This window comes from Ekhidna sp., assembly GCF_039940915.1.
In the GTDB taxonomy this organism is placed as follows: Bacteria; Bacteroidota; Bacteroidia; order Cytophagales; family Cyclobacteriaceae; genus Ekhidna.
Genome location: NZ_JBDVFO010000003.1, coordinates 548,004 through 560,434, shown reverse-complemented (window position 1 = coordinate 560,434; position 12,431 = coordinate 548,004). Strand labels below are relative to the sequence as shown.

General features: G+C 39.4%; 20 protein-coding genes. 1 reads left to right on the top strand and 19 read right to left on the bottom strand.

Annotation, left to right across the window (positions count from 1 at the left end; genetic code table 11):
- Nucleotides 1-32: 32 nt before the first annotated feature.
- From ABJF57_RS17505 to ABJF57_RS17455, 11 genes are all read right to left on the bottom strand, one after another.
- Nucleotides 33-629 (bottom strand): cyclic GMP-AMP synthase DncV-like nucleotidyltransferase, encoded by a 597-nt coding sequence (locus ABJF57_RS17505; RefSeq protein WP_462232634.1) that lies wholly within the window; start codon nucleotides 627-629, stop codon nucleotides 33-35.
- Between the two features lie 3 nt (nucleotides 630-632).
- Complete coding sequence (locus ABJF57_RS17500) at nucleotides 633-1,664, bottom strand: CBASS cGAMP-activated phospholipase (RefSeq protein WP_462232633.1); 1,032 nt, start codon at nucleotides 1,662-1,664, stop codon at nucleotides 633-635.
- A gap of 9 nt (nucleotides 1,665-1,673) precedes the next feature.
- A complete protein-coding gene (locus ABJF57_RS17495) occupies nucleotides 1,674-2,189 on the bottom strand; it encodes a Pycsar system effector family protein (protein ID WP_462232632.1) in 516 nt (171 codons plus the stop codon).
- Entirely contained in the window at nucleotides 2,186-3,181 is a 996-nt protein-coding gene (locus ABJF57_RS17490) for an adenylate/guanylate cyclase domain-containing protein (RefSeq protein ID WP_462232631.1), read from the bottom strand. Before ABJF57_RS17490 ends, ABJF57_RS17495 begins: the two co-directional genes overlap by 4 nt.
- Before the next feature lie 18 nt (nucleotides 3,182-3,199).
- A complete protein-coding gene (locus ABJF57_RS17485) occupies nucleotides 3,200-3,652 on the bottom strand; it encodes a hypothetical protein (protein ID WP_462232630.1) in 453 nt (150 codons plus the stop codon).
- Nucleotides 3,636-4,865 carry a cyclic GMP-AMP synthase DncV-like nucleotidyltransferase gene (locus ABJF57_RS17480; RefSeq protein ID WP_462232629.1) on the bottom strand — a complete coding sequence of 410 codons (1,230 nt, stop codon included), beginning with the start codon at nucleotides 4,863-4,865 and terminating at the stop codon, nucleotides 3,636-3,638. Before ABJF57_RS17480 ends, ABJF57_RS17485 begins: the two co-directional genes overlap by 17 nt.
- A gap of 4 nt (nucleotides 4,866-4,869) precedes the next feature.
- Nucleotides 4,870-5,097 (bottom strand): DUF2188 domain-containing protein, encoded by a 228-nt coding sequence (locus ABJF57_RS17475; protein ID WP_462232628.1) that lies wholly within the window; start codon nucleotides 5,095-5,097, stop codon nucleotides 4,870-4,872.
- Between the two features lie 795 nt (nucleotides 5,098-5,892).
- A complete protein-coding gene (locus ABJF57_RS17470; protein WP_462232627.1) occupies nucleotides 5,893-6,042 on the bottom strand; it encodes a hypothetical protein in 150 nt (49 codons plus the stop codon).
- 73 nt (nucleotides 6,043-6,115) lie between these two features.
- A complete protein-coding gene (locus tag ABJF57_RS17465) occupies nucleotides 6,116-6,817 on the bottom strand; it encodes a metallophosphoesterase (protein ID WP_462232626.1) in 702 nt (233 codons plus the stop codon).
- Nucleotides 6,818-6,820: 3 nt separating this feature from the next.
- Nucleotides 6,821-6,994, bottom strand: a complete 174-nt coding sequence (locus ABJF57_RS17460) for a hypothetical protein (protein ID WP_462232625.1) — start codon at nucleotides 6,992-6,994, stop codon at nucleotides 6,821-6,823.
- Nucleotides 6,995-7,030: 36 nt separating this feature from the next.
- A complete protein-coding gene (locus ABJF57_RS17455) occupies nucleotides 7,031-7,249 on the bottom strand; it encodes a hypothetical protein (protein ID WP_462232624.1) in 219 nt (72 codons plus the stop codon).
- A gap of 87 nt (nucleotides 7,250-7,336) precedes the next feature.
- Between ABJF57_RS17455 and ABJF57_RS17450 the strand changes: the two genes are divergently transcribed.
- Nucleotides 7,337-7,582 (top strand): helix-turn-helix domain-containing protein, encoded by a 246-nt coding sequence (locus ABJF57_RS17450; protein WP_462232623.1) that lies wholly within the window; start codon nucleotides 7,337-7,339, stop codon nucleotides 7,580-7,582.
- Between the two features lie 15 nt (nucleotides 7,583-7,597).
- On the opposite strand, the gene ABJF57_RS17445 is transcribed toward ABJF57_RS17450, so the two are convergent.
- The 8 genes from ABJF57_RS17445 to ABJF57_RS17410 all read right to left on the bottom strand — a co-directional run bounded on the left by ABJF57_RS17445 (nucleotide 7,598) and on the right by ABJF57_RS17410 (nucleotide 12,429).
- Nucleotides 7,598-7,960 (bottom strand): glyoxalase superfamily protein, encoded by a 363-nt coding sequence (locus tag ABJF57_RS17445; RefSeq protein ID WP_462232622.1) that lies wholly within the window; start codon nucleotides 7,958-7,960, stop codon nucleotides 7,598-7,600.
- Between the two features lie 11 nt (nucleotides 7,961-7,971).
- A complete protein-coding gene (locus ABJF57_RS17440; RefSeq protein ID WP_462232621.1) occupies nucleotides 7,972-8,388 on the bottom strand; it encodes a hypothetical protein in 417 nt (138 codons plus the stop codon).
- A gap of 38 nt (nucleotides 8,389-8,426) precedes the next feature.
- Nucleotides 8,427-8,639 carry a GDCCVxC domain-containing (seleno)protein gene (locus ABJF57_RS17435; protein WP_462232620.1) on the bottom strand — a complete coding sequence of 71 codons (213 nt, stop codon included), beginning with the start codon at nucleotides 8,637-8,639 and terminating at the stop codon, nucleotides 8,427-8,429.
- A 1-nt stretch (nucleotide 8,640) separates the two neighbouring features.
- Nucleotides 8,641-9,270 carry a mercuric transport protein MerTP gene (merTP, locus tag ABJF57_RS17430; protein ID WP_462232619.1) on the bottom strand — a complete coding sequence of 210 codons (630 nt, stop codon included), beginning with the start codon at nucleotides 9,268-9,270 and terminating at the stop codon, nucleotides 8,641-8,643.
- A complete protein-coding gene (locus ABJF57_RS17425; protein ID WP_462232618.1) occupies nucleotides 9,267-9,641 on the bottom strand; it encodes an ArsR/SmtB family transcription factor in 375 nt (124 codons plus the stop codon). The genes merTP and ABJF57_RS17425 overlap by 4 nt, the downstream gene beginning before the upstream one ends.
- Nucleotides 9,642-9,720: 79 nt before the next feature.
- A complete protein-coding gene (locus tag ABJF57_RS17420) occupies nucleotides 9,721-10,608 on the bottom strand; it encodes a cation diffusion facilitator family transporter (RefSeq protein ID WP_462232617.1) in 888 nt (295 codons plus the stop codon).
- A gap of 2 nt (nucleotides 10,609-10,610) precedes the next feature.
- Complete coding sequence (locus ABJF57_RS17415) at nucleotides 10,611-11,243, bottom strand: cation transporter (RefSeq protein ID WP_462232616.1); 633 nt, start codon at nucleotides 11,241-11,243, stop codon at nucleotides 10,611-10,613.
- Nucleotides 11,233-12,429, bottom strand: coding sequence for an efflux RND transporter periplasmic adaptor subunit (locus tag ABJF57_RS17410; protein ID WP_462232615.1), 1,197 nt, complete (start codon nucleotides 12,427-12,429; stop codon nucleotides 11,233-11,235). Before ABJF57_RS17410 ends, ABJF57_RS17415 begins: the two co-directional genes overlap by 11 nt.
- Between the last annotated feature and the right edge of the window lie 2 nt (nucleotides 12,430-12,431).

Sequence of the window (12,431 nt, the reverse complement as noted above, 5' to 3'; positions counted from 1 at the left end):
TGCCCAAGCCTTTAAATATCTTATGATTCTAATCAGTTGTGGTGTATTGGCAGTTTTATGCTTGAACCACTCAACAAAAGCTTTCGGATCAGACGGATGCCAGTTCCACGAGAACCAAAATACATTTTGCCGTACCGATCCTTGAAGTAGATTGGAAGGTCAATATGAAAGTCTCTCACATAAGTAAGTCGGACGCACGGAGTTTTATTGACAACCCCTCTTGAGGTGTGATTTCTGAGAGCACTTTTGATATGATTTTGGAGCGTTTCAAGTTTGACACCAGGATATTCTGGAAAGATAACGGCCAAATCCACATCGCATTTAATATTTCTATTCTCTACAACTGTTTTCATCTTGTATGATCCCTGAATATAGAATTCGGGGATTGGCAGATTGGTTTTATGATAGAAGTAACTCTCTATTTTATTTCGAATTGTTTCATGCGCCCTCCTGAGGTTGGCGACTTTCTCCGGATGAATATCAACTAGCTTATTGAATCTCTTTAGCAGTTCGTCACAGTTTGATTCATGGGTGATTACAAACTTCTTTCTTGTAGCTGTATACACTAAACCACCAAGCAAAGTCAAAACTCCAAGCGCAATAAGATTTTCTATTCTTTTATTACTCATAACTTATTCACAAAAAGTTTTAATCACGTCACTTCCATGATTTCCGAACTCAAATGCTGCTTTCTCACTAAGTTTTTTGAGTTTGTCCTTACTTGTTTCATCCAGCGCAATTTTCAGCGACCCCGATAGTTCAGTATTTATCCTAGTGTATTTAAACCTTGGATTTTCTTGAAGCCTTTTATCAATACCTAGCTGCATTAAACTGATTTGATTCTCTACTAATTGAGACTGAGCCTGCATAAACAAGTCTATCAATCTGGTCTTACTTAACCAGTAGGTAATACCCCATCTATGCCTTCTCTTTCCATCTGTAAATTTTTGATGCCCAGTACCTAATGAGAGCACTCGAATATTTTCAAGCTTCTGGTCAAAAGCTTCCTGGGCTTCAAGTATTCCGAGTAAGGTTGGGTTGTTGGCAACAACACCACCATCCACCTTATTTGAAAATGGACTTTCAATTTCATTTAAGTCCTTGTATTCAGAAGTGTATGGATTGAAATATGTAGGAGCAGCAGAAGTTGCAAGAGCTGCTTTGTATGCCGGAATGTGAAAATCTCTTTTGAAAGCATCATGATGTTTGGTTTTCAAAACAGACGGATGGCCGTTGAGTAAGTCATAAATAGGAACGCAGATTGCAGTTTTACAATCAGCAATTCTTGGATCTTCATCACCGTTGGCCGATTTGAATTTTTCCTGAATTAAAGTCTCTAGAGAATTCCTGCTGTGAACTGACCATCCTAATCCCTTAATCCATCTCTTGTAAAACCGTAAAAACTTCCAGTTTTTTCCAAATATTGATTGTGCGTTCTCTAGGTATAGCTTATGCAATTCCTGGGCTGGAATGCCAAGTGCCAGAGCGATTGCCAAAATGCCACCAGTTGAGGTGCCACAAATGAGATCAAAATTCTGGAAGATCTGCCAATCTTTTTTGCCATTGGCTTTCAGTTCTGCTTCCAGCTTGGCTAGAAACATGGCTGGAAATACACCTCTTATTCCACCACCATCTATTGACAATATCTTAAAGGGTTTTTCCATAGCAACCTATTAACTTAAATATAAATACAGAGCGAAAAGCCCAGCAATTGGAATTGAAATCACCGATGCTACTGTAAGCCATATAGCAATCGAAAACAGGGAGTACTTGCTGCTGGCAATAAGAGAGTTTTGTCTTATCTGCTCAGCTAAATCTATTTCAAGCTGATTGCGACTTGGTTTTTGACCTGTTATCTCCTCAACGATTTGCTCTTTGGCTAATGTTTTCAAGTATTCAAAGAACCAGCGGTTGCTCCCTGAGTTTGGCTCGTAAAGTCCTCCCTTCATTTTAATGCGTGGGACAAAAGAGAGCAACGAAACAGTCATGGAAAAAAGGAGCATAACTTTAGCTAGCGACAAATATCCTGTCCAGAAAAATGGAGTAAAGTCAAAAAGTACCGAATCGCTTATTTTACTAATTCCAATGAGAATTGCTCCATTCAATGCGATAAGCATTGCGTTCTTTGCCTCAGCGAATTTGAGCCAATCATTTACGTTCTTAAAAACTTCTAATAATTCCTTATTCATAGTAGATTTTTCCAAATTATATTACCACCGTACAAATCAGTATTTACATCGTCAATGCGATGTGATTGCTTTTTCCAAAGTGAATGCTTTCGCTTCGGACATTCCTTTACAAACCCTTTATAGACTGCCTCTGACATAAGAATGGGTGGATAAGTGATCGTTCTAGTTTTCTTTTGGTGACTCAGATATTTACCCCCGGAGATGCTGATTGTTCCATCCTTATTAACTCCAATTGAATCCGAAAATTCAGCTGGAGACATAATTTTCTTGGTGGCGCTACTGGAAAAATGTGGCGGTATTTTGGATTCGCTTTGAGGCTGTAAGCCACCAAAAATGTTTGGTAGCGTCATGTAATTGAAAAGAGAACCAGGATTCCATGCGAAGTAGTTGACTTCATAGGTTGTTTTATCCTCTGCTTTATTTGCCCTGTCCGTAAGACGTGATGCCTGGTTAGCCACAGGCCCTACCCAAACCAGACCTTTGTTCTCACCTCGCTCTTTCCCTTGTTTGCTCTGACCGACTTTTATGACTCGGATCTTTCCATAATCAATACCTATGCCACATTTAAAGTCAACGGTTGGGAATTTTGGATTAATAACCTTGTCGCATATATGATTAATACTAATGGCACAGTCCATTGCATTCTCAAAGCAATTCTTCGGAGGGAAGACGATCATGACCCGATCACCGATCACATTTCTAACAAAGCCTCCATGTGCAGATGCAGCTTTTACCATCGCCTTTGTAAAGGCGGTGTAAATTTTCGCCATGGTTAGACGATGGTGTTTGGTAGTAAGCGCAACAGAATTACGGATATCTACGAATAGGACGCACGTATCTAACACTTTTCCTTTCTTGGCGGCTCCCCTCTCTAATGTCAAATCACCATCCTCGGATGAAGGCACAGCTTTAGTTGTGTAATACTCAAAATTGGTATTCACAACATCATCCACTGTGTTACTCACATCATCGATCAGGTTTTTAAATGACATTATATCCTATTTGGTTTCTCAAGCGGCATTGTTCATTTCTGTTTTTTCGGCTTCATTTTCATGATCTATGCCACCACCGTACCACTCTCCGGTCACCGACCAGATCTCATAGTGAATAAGCCATTCACATGCCCATGGAATCAATGTTCTCACGTACAATCTCGAAGGTGTCCATTCACGATACTTCGGATAGTAAAGGCACAGGCGTTGTTCGGGTGTACTATACACATGTGGGAGCAACTTCTTGCCTCGAGCTAGGGTTAGGGGCTTTGGATGCAAAACATAAACCTTGGCACCCTTGCCATACTTATAGTGTAGGGAGATTGTGTAAGATTTACTTAAGGGCGTAGGTGTTACAGTATGGGTCCACCTCAATTCTTGTTCTCCCTTTCTGATTATTTGAGAATTTGGGAAATAAGATTTCAATGTCCCCGCTTGAATTAACAACGATATCCTACTTGCTCTTCCCATATGGATTGTGTTGAGTTACTGTTGTTCTTCCTACTTCTCCTACTATTCCTGTACTGGCTGCCATTTTCATCGCTCCACTTTCTCTCTGGTGCAATAAGCTTTTACCATATCCGCCCAAAGCCTCGTTTAATAAATTCTCTCCAAATGGCTGTTTCAGTGATTCCATGATTGATGTCATTGAGGATTGCCCTATTGCTTCAGAGATATCATTTTTAACCTGGAACAACCACTTATAAAAATTCTCTTCCTTCTTAGGTTTTTCAGGCCATTTGTCGGCAAAGTTTTCTTCCGGATTCACTGGATTTGGAATCCATTTGATATTTCGTTGATGCTTTTCTGACCACCGTTCTTCAATGAATGCAGGAATACGATTTAGAGCATTTTGAAGTGCTTCATATATGTCCGTTTCCTGTTGGTAGGCTCTCGCTGTAAGGGTGGTTATTATGATAGATATTGGCTTGTCCTCATCTCCATTAAACATAATATCCCTGTGCCTTTTAAGTATCTGGACCACTCTTTGAAGTGGCAACTTGTTCTTTTGGTATTTGGGAACTGGCTGAACAGCTTCCGTCATTAACTTGATCTCCCTTCCGGAGATTCTAGCTCTGCTTTCAAACCATATTCCATATCCGAACGGATTACTTTTTGGCCAATTTTTCGGAATTGAATCTGTTTTGTAGTTATCCTCGTATTTATCTGTGATTCTAATTGCTAATGATTCTGCACTTGCTTCTGCTTCGGTTAAGGTCCTTTCCATCAGAATCCTATACCCAGTGCTTGTGACCGACGGTAATACATCCATGTGGAAATTTGCAGAATCATAATATTGCAATGTCCAGCACCTTCTACCATCCGGTAATTCAAGGAGTTTCTTTAGTGTTCCGTGATCTGCTAAGCGATTACCAACAATCGCCTTCACATCTGCCTGAGTCCAGGATGACTGCTTACCTTCAAGCCTACACACTAGGTCAATGTCCAGGTCATCATCTTCATTAATTGGGCGAATCATTGTACCCAGCATAAATGAACCCTGAGGTAAAATCTCAGGTCGATATCGATATAATTGTGACTCGGGGCTAGATAACCATTCACCCACTACATTATAACTTCTAACCGCTGCGTCAAATTGAGTTTGTGTTATATCCAATGATTCTCCAAGAAATTGAAGTATCTCATTGAATTGTCTTTTCTGTTCAAAATTCAGATACTCCATAAGGTCAACCTTTTACGTTTCTTGGATCATTTCCATAGCTATTCTTTTCTCTGAACTTTCGATCTCTGCCCTGAATCGTAAGTTCTCCCTTGCTTTTTTTGGCAAGATTTCTACCAATTTCTATTGCTTCTGATTGAGTTTTTGTTACAGATGAAGCTTTACTGCTTCCTTCGCGTTTTACCGACCAACCTCCTAGAGGATTGGTTACGACATAATAGTTTTTCTTTTTCATTAATCTTCTCGATCAAATAGAGTTGATCCAATAAGGAAGAAGATTTGTAATTGTATGAAGAACTATTACTTTTGCCGCTTCGTTATGAAGCCCGTAGGATCAACTAATTATCACAACGTATAGGGCTAGTTTGTCGACTCCCTTTACGTTGTTACGGGTCGTTCCAAATTTCCCAAACCCCGTGCCAATACTTAGATTTAACTAGTAATTATTACTATATTCCTAATTAATCTTTGTATGTTTTTATATAGAATCGTTTTGCGTCATAATGGCAGAGGAAATAGCATGACATATTAGCAATGTCATGTCAAATTAGTCACCGTATATTAAAGAAACACATATACGATTCAGGGATTTTGATTCACCAGCTTTCTCAAATTGATCAGATTTCTAATTAGAAATAATAAGCTGAGTACAAACAGAAAAATCAAACCAACTATTAAAATGTGGATAAATGGTCTGTTTACATGAGTTATTTTAGTAGCAGCAAAAACTATAAGTAAGGGCAATAGCATACTAGCTTTTGCCAAACTTAGAATTATTGATTTGTAATATTGTATCCGCCCTTCTTTTTGAGTCATGGCTCAATTATAAATCAGATTGCTAATACTTCTTAGTGTCAAGACCCATTATAGTAAGCTTAACCGCTATGACCCTGTCCAGTATGGTCTTGTAAAAACAAAGGCCATATTTCGCAATTGCTTGAAAAGCAATACGATATGTTTTTCGAGTACTGATCTGACTAGTAAAAAAGGCTGAAATCCATAAGAAATCAGCCTTTAGCTACTTTAGAAATTAATTTGCACAACCATTTTTGGCACATGTAATTCTTTCAGTTGTGCTAACCCAATGGTCAGGATGTTCTTTGGTATCGAATCCACAACCTGTGGTTCCTCCTTTGTATCCTTTATGAACTTCGTTTGTAGGTGTATGTTTTACAGCCATTTCTATGAATATTTGGTGAACAATAATTTACTAGTAAGATACTCATTTAGGTATATGTAAAAAAATTGCAAAGCTATTGATAAAGCGTACCTGCCAAATCAGACTGCCAAAATTCCTTAGAGTCAATGTCCATTATTGTTAATCTGCCATTAGAATGTCCTGCTCCAGTATCCAGATTCCAGACGTTGAAAATATTCATTGGCTCCTCTTGATGCCAATTTAGAGTTGGGGTGTGGCCAATGTAGATTTCCTTGAATCCGGATAGAATATGTGGCTGTCTACTTAGTTTTTGACCAATGATTGCTTCATTCCACAAACTCCGATCCCAAAGACATTGAGTTTTTATTAGATCATATTCAGGTCCTTTTGGTTGAGTAAACCCACCATGAACAAAGATTCTGTTTTCACTGTCAATGTAATGGTTGATTTGAATTTCCCTAAAGAATTTCTTATGTGTATCAAGATCAACTTTCTCGATTTTATATGAGTCAATTGTATCCTGTCCCCCATTGGCCAACCATGAAGAATCTTGTATTCCAGTAGAGAACCATTTGTTGGTCCAATCATCATGATTACCTCGAATTGCAATGAGATTCTTAAACTCCAGAAGACGCTCAACTACTTTAGCTGTATCAGGAAACCTATCAGCCACATCTCCCAATTGAATCAAAGTATCTATATTAGAATCAAAGTTGCATCTCTCGAGACACTGATTCAGTGCTTTTACATTTCCATGAATATCCCCTAAAACCAACGTTCTTGAGTGGTTGTTCAAAACTTATCCTTTTTGATTCTTCTCCTCCTTTCTATCCGTGAATCGGACAAAGTACGGATCAAAGTATCTCAGTCTTCCATCGTCGAGTTCAATCAGCGCTTGCGTTTCACTGTGATAGCTGGAATAAGAATAAACAAATCGATGAAAGAAACCATTCAAAGCCTCTCCCTTATGCATAATAATTACCGGTCTTAAAACTTTACTTGTGGACATTTACTTACTCTCCAAACGTTTTCTTATATCATTTTTAATATCATCCTGATACTCCTGTTTCCAATTTTCCAATACGTTATAGATCAAATCAGATAAGGCTATATTATAATGATTCGCTGTTTGTTTGAAGAAATGATGAAGGTCTCCATCTACATTGATGGTTCTATACTTTCCATTCTTGGGACTTGATCTTTCACTTAAAAATTTCTTAAATCGCATTTGGTAAACCGTCTATAAAAAGCGCCCAATATATAAAAACTAAATTACATCTTGCCCTTTAGGCTATGGTGTAAAGTCTTCATAAGAATGAATTTGCTTTTCGTGACAGATGAGCAAATCATAAAGGCATTTGGTGAGGTTTTGAAAGAACTTAGAGAAGTTAATGGGCTTTCTCAAGAAGCACTAGCACATGCCATAAAATCTCACGCAACTCATATTTCGAGACTGGAAAATGGGCATAAACAACCAACCTTAACTACTCTTTTCAAGATTGCTGATCGGTTAGATATTAATCCTGAAGAACTAATCTCAAAAGTTAGATCAAAGAGATAGAAGCGTGAAATTGCTTTACTGCTTCTCGTTAAACACCAATTTGTTGTGGAAAGGATCATTAACCTCCATGCACAAATCCTCCCATGGAGCCTTACTAATGCCGGGGTTGTTGTATTTGTATTTCTTCTTTTTTAGGCCTTTATGGAATTCCTTTAAGCCTTTGCAGTTTATAAATACTTTCGCTCCAGGAGAACAATCGCCATGATGTTCTGACAAGTGTAGTATTATACCACCGTTTGAAACTTGCATGTAGATTGGTGCATCATCATGGAAGCGATGTTCCCAATCAATCTTAAATCCTAACCAATCTACGTAAAACTCTATTGTTTTTTGATAGTCAAATATCCTGAGTATTGGTATTACTTCAGAGGCTTCCATATCAATCTATTTTAATCCATCTTTCTCTCACACCAATCGATGGGAGAGAAAAGGAGGCATGCTAAATGCGTATGCTTACCTGAAAAGATAGCTGGTATTGTCATCACTTCACAGCCCGGATCTGCTCGGATACCTGCTAGTATCAAGGATGCGGATAGAAAAGTTAAAGCCCCAGTAGCGGCTGGTCCTCCATATCCAAAAAAGAAAACGGCAAGGAAGGGGCCAAAAGCCAAAACAGCTCCGATCACACGATCTATTTTAGGTGTAAACCGAACGATAACGAAATGAATCAGGGCATAAAAAGCAAGAAGGCCGATAGCCCATGAAAGTCTTATAAAGACCCCCTCCCAACTAACATCACGATACACTGGCCAAACTTCTGTAACAAAGAATAGTCCAAGGCAGAATCTGAAAATTCGTCCTATCATGCGCGCCTTGTAAACCGGTTTTTGACCTGCATCCATAATCAGCAATTACACGTTCCATTTTGCACCGGTGGACACTTCTTAGTCCCATAACTGCAGTACACACAGCAATCTCCCGGTTTAGGTTTCAGCACCTGGTTGCAATTTTCACATTCATAGAAGTACTGGCATGCATCCGTAGGCATGGTTTCTTCCTTCTGATGTCCACAGTTAGGGCAAGTGATCGTTGATTCTAATGTTATCTCTTCTTCCATCCTATTGATCTTTTGGTTTCTCAATTACTGTGTATCCCGTTTTATTGATTGCTTCTATGATTGTTTTTTCTTCGAGCTTAGATGGTAAATACTCAATGGTTGCAGAACCTTCCGCATAGATGGCATCCACAGACTTCACACCCTGAAGCATCCCAACCTCATGTTCGATTGAAGCTTCGCAACCTGCACAGGTCATTCCCTTTACGTCTAAGACAATCTTATTTGTTTTGGTTGTGTCTTGTTCAATAAAGGCTGAAGGTGTCTGGTTTCCACCATTGGAATAGAAAATATGTGCGTAGCTGGGAAACGAGAGCATTAAGCCTGCAAAGACTGTAATGATTCCTAAGAATTTTTTTGATTGCCAGAAAGATGATTGCTCATCCGTTTCACATTCGCAAGCTATTTCTTCTGCGGATTTGGGTCTTAGTTTCTGATACCAGGCAAAACCTAAAATACCGATAGTCAAGCCTATCAGATATGGCCTGAATGGTTCCATCCAAGAGAAAGTGGCTGCAATGCCACCGATACCAGCCAGTAATGAAAACACAGGTGTGATGCAGCATAGTGAAGCTACGATTGCTGCAAACAGTCCTGCACTGGCACTTTTTGAAGATAGATTTGTCGTACTCATGAGATTACTTCTTTTTGATTCTGCTGTAGCAAGCCATCCAACACTGGTTTGATAATCTGAATATTGGTTCCTACCAGAGAATAGAAGACCGTTTGGCCTACTTTCTTGTCTTTGACAAGCTTCCCGTCCTTTAGCTTACGTAAATGCTGTGAAACTCCTCCCACAGATATATCCAGAATGTCGCTCAGGTCGCAAGGACACATTTCTCCTTCTTTGTGCAATAGAAAGAGAATTTTCAACCTCATTGGGTTTCCTGAAAGATTGAATATCTGAGTTGCTTGATCAAGCTGATCATTAAGTTGATTCAGTGATTCCTTGCATTCCTTAATTTGGACGGGATCCGCCAATACTCTAATACAGGTCTTGCTCATCTTTTAATGTTTTAGTAATTACTAAAACGAAAGGTACAGGGAAAGGTTCAGTATTTAAGAGAATGCTAAAATATTGGTATTAGCAAGCCTCCAGCTCACAATTCTCGTTCTGCCCTTCAAACTCTATCGTGATGTGATTAATGGATTCATCTTTGAGTTGTGATCGTACTTTCTCCTTGAGTTTGGTCTGCTCGGAAAGTTTGTAGTCTTTGTCCAACCTTAGATGGATCGTAAGGATATTGTATTCCCCATCCAAAGACCAAACGTGATTATCATGCACATCAGTGATTTCCGAAATGTCTTTCAGCTTCTCTTTGATATCCTCCAGAGACACATCCTCGGGGATACCCTGCAGGATTACGAGCATGCTTTTATGTAGGTTCTTATAGACATTGTACAGTACAAAAAGGGAAATAAGAACAGATAGTAGCGGGTCTATAAATGGAGCATCAGTATACATCATGATGATGCTACCAATAAGCACTGCTAACCATCCCAAGACATCTTCCAATAGATGTAATGAAACAACCTTTTCATTCAGAGATTCACCTTTTCGGAGTTTCAAAACAGCAGCTCCATTGACCACTATTCCCAAAATAGCGAGATAGAGCATCCCTTGAACGTTGGTTTCTCCTGGATTGAAAAGTTCAGGAATTGCTTTCGTGAGTATAAATATGGATCCGGCAACTAAAACGATAGAATTGATGATAGCACCTAATAGAGAAAACCGCTTATATCCATAAGAAAACTTCTTTGTTCTTCCTTTCTTGGAGAGCTTTTGAAAGTACCATGAGAGTCCCAAACTGAGGCTATCTCCCAGATCATGCAATGCGTCTGAAAGGATTGCTAAACTATTGGTATAGAGCCCACCAATGACTTCAATAATGGTGAAACTCAGGTTGAGGAAGAAGGCAACTTTAACATTGCCTTCTTTCTGATTATGTGAATGATCGTGATTATGTCCCATTTTCAACAACAGTTATCATTACAACTAAGTCCATTACCCTTTGACTTTTCAAATGCTTCCTTTCCTTCCTTAAACGCATACCACGCAATACCCAAACTTCCGATGGCATCAATGTAAGGGATAGAAAAAATCTCGTAAGCTAGACTTGAGCCTAACAGGATGAATGAAAGATAGAAGCATGTTTTGGTGCAATTGGCATCAGAGATAATTGGTGCCGAATTGAGTTTGTGGCCTACATCCAATTTTGCTTTATAAAGGAAGTACATTGTCAGAATAGATAAAACTGATAATACAATTCCAATCATAGTGGTTTCAGGTTTTGATCCATGATACAGACTATTGGTTGCCCCGAAAATCAAGCCCGCTGTTAATAAGTAGAATGCTGAACCAGTCACTTTCAATGCAGTTCTTTCAAATGAATCTCTCTCGGAAACCTCATTTCTGTTCATCCTCCAGATCATGTGAGCTATACCGATACCTGAGAGCACTTCCACAAAACTGTCAAGACCAAACCCAAAGAGTGCCAGGGTTTCATCTTGTGCTCCATAAAAGGTAGCCACACCACCTTCTATCAGATTGTAGAAGATGGTGATCAGGCTAAGTACATATGCTCTATTTAGAAGCTTAGTGTCCATGTCCTCCTTCTTCTTCGGTATTTTTAGCTTTTGCCAGTACGGTAAAAGCACCTTGAGTGACCAAATCAATCGAGGTGATATCAATGGCGGAGTTTATCAAACTTATCTGCGTGAATCCATCTTCATCAAACCCTTTGATAATCTCAATCATTTCGAAATCATACATACTCACCTCGTTTTCAATACGCTTATTTCTCAGCGAAAAAACGTAATGTTTGCCTCCAAATCTTACAATTGATTCCTCTGGAACTGCCCAGGTCTCATTACTGCCGGTTTCAATTTTTGCTGATACATACATTCCTGGAAGCAGGTCTTTATCTTTTTCCATCAGGTGACCGTGAACTGTAACCGAACGGTCTTCACGCACACCACTGCCCACGAGAAAAACCTCAGCTTCCCGCCACTGATCAGGAGCATTGGCTAGTGAAAAACGAATTCTCTGACCTTTTTTAATCAGTGGAATATCATTTTCATAAACCGTCAGCTCAACATGCAGATCATCTGAGTTAGTGATGTCCATAATTACATCCTGCGGATTGATGTATTTGCCTACATTGGTGTACACCTCTCTCACCTGACCTGTCACCGGTGAGTAGATGCTGACAAATGACGCCACGTTTCCCTCGCCGATTTTAGATGGATTTAACCCGATCATTTTCAGTCGTGCTTCCATGGTTTTTATTCGAGCTTCATTAGCAAGAAAAGCACTCTTGGCTTGCTGGAAACTTTTCCCGGAGGCAACCTTCTCATTGTACAACTCCTGCTGTCGTTCAAATTCAGCCTTTAGAAATTCCTGATTAGCCAGACTTTCCAAATACTCCTGTTGAAACTGAATGAATTCAGGATTTTCAATGGTCACTAAAAGCTGACCTTTTCTCACTGAAGTTCCAGGAAGCATTTCTGTGTATTTCACAAATCCACCATAGGGCATATTAATCGAGATGTTGCTTTGGGGTGGAACGTCAATGACGCCATTCACGCGCAGTTCTGAGCCCATGACTCGCTTTTCAATCGATCCGATTTTGATATTTGCCTGATCAAATTGGGTCTGGGTTAGCTCTATGCGGTTTTCCTCTTCATGATGTTCTTCAGTCTGCTCGACTGTCTTTGAACTACATGAAATGATGACTGCACCCATAAGAGTGATCGCCAATGCCTTGTTTATATATTGATATATAGTTTTCATTT

Bases quoted from the DNA above. Each gene is read 5' to 3' on its own strand.
- ABJF57_RS17505 (WP_462232634.1), bottom strand. From the start codon at position 629: ATGAGTAATAAAAGAATAGAAAATCTTATTGCGCTTGGAGTTTTGACT.
- ABJF57_RS17500 (WP_462232633.1), bottom strand. From the start codon at position 1,664: ATGGAAAAACCCTTTAAGATATTGTCAATAGATGGTGGTGGAATAAGA.
- ABJF57_RS17495 (WP_462232632.1), bottom strand. From the start codon at position 2,189: ATGAATAAGGAATTATTAGAAGTTTTTAAGAACGTAAATGATTGGCTC.
- ABJF57_RS17490 (WP_462232631.1), bottom strand. From the start codon at position 3,181: ATGTCATTTAAAAACCTGATCGATGATGTGAGTAACACAGTGGATGAT.
- ABJF57_RS17485 (WP_462232630.1), bottom strand. From the start codon at position 3,652: ATGGGAAGAGCAAGTAGGATATCGTTGTTAATTCAAGCGGGGACATTG.
- ABJF57_RS17480 (WP_462232629.1), bottom strand. From the start codon at position 4,865: ATGGAGTATCTGAATTTTGAACAGAAAAGACAATTCAATGAGATACTT.
- ABJF57_RS17475 (WP_462232628.1), bottom strand. From the start codon at position 5,097: ATGAAAAAGAAAAACTATTATGTCGTAACCAATCCTCTAGGAGGTTGG.
- ABJF57_RS17470 (WP_462232627.1), bottom strand. From the start codon at position 6,042: ATGGCTGTAAAACATACACCTACAAACGAAGTTCATAAAGGATACAAA.
- ABJF57_RS17460 (WP_462232625.1), bottom strand. From the start codon at position 6,994: ATGCATAAGGGAGAGGCTTTGAATGGTTTCTTTCATCGATTTGTTTAT.
- ABJF57_RS17455 (WP_462232624.1), bottom strand. From the start codon at position 7,249: ATGCGATTTAAGAAATTTTTAAGTGAAAGATCAAGTCCCAAGAATGGA.
- ABJF57_RS17450 (WP_462232623.1), top strand. From the start codon at position 7,337: ATGAATTTGCTTTTCGTGACAGATGAGCAAATCATAAAGGCATTTGGT.
- ABJF57_RS17445 (WP_462232622.1), bottom strand. From the start codon at position 7,960: ATGGAAGCCTCTGAAGTAATACCAATACTCAGGATATTTGACTATCAA.
- ABJF57_RS17440 (WP_462232621.1), bottom strand. From the start codon at position 8,388: ATGATAGGACGAATTTTCAGATTCTGCCTTGGACTATTCTTTGTTACA.
- ABJF57_RS17435 (WP_462232620.1), bottom strand. From the start codon at position 8,639: ATGGAAGAAGAGATAACATTAGAATCAACGATCACTTGCCCTAACTGT.
- merTP (WP_462232619.1), bottom strand. From the start codon at position 9,270: ATGAGTACGACAAATCTATCTTCAAAAAGTGCCAGTGCAGGACTGTTT.
- ABJF57_RS17425 (WP_462232618.1), bottom strand. From the start codon at position 9,641: ATGAGCAAGACCTGTATTAGAGTATTGGCGGATCCCGTCCAAATTAAG.
- ABJF57_RS17420 (WP_462232617.1), bottom strand. From the start codon at position 10,608: ATGGGACATAATCACGATCATTCACATAATCAGAAAGAAGGCAATGTT.
- ABJF57_RS17415 (WP_462232616.1), bottom strand. From the start codon at position 11,243: ATGGACACTAAGCTTCTAAATAGAGCATATGTACTTAGCCTGATCACC.
- ABJF57_RS17410 (WP_462232615.1), bottom strand. From the start codon at position 12,429: ATGAAAACTATATATCAATATATAAACAAGGCATTGGCGATCACTCTT.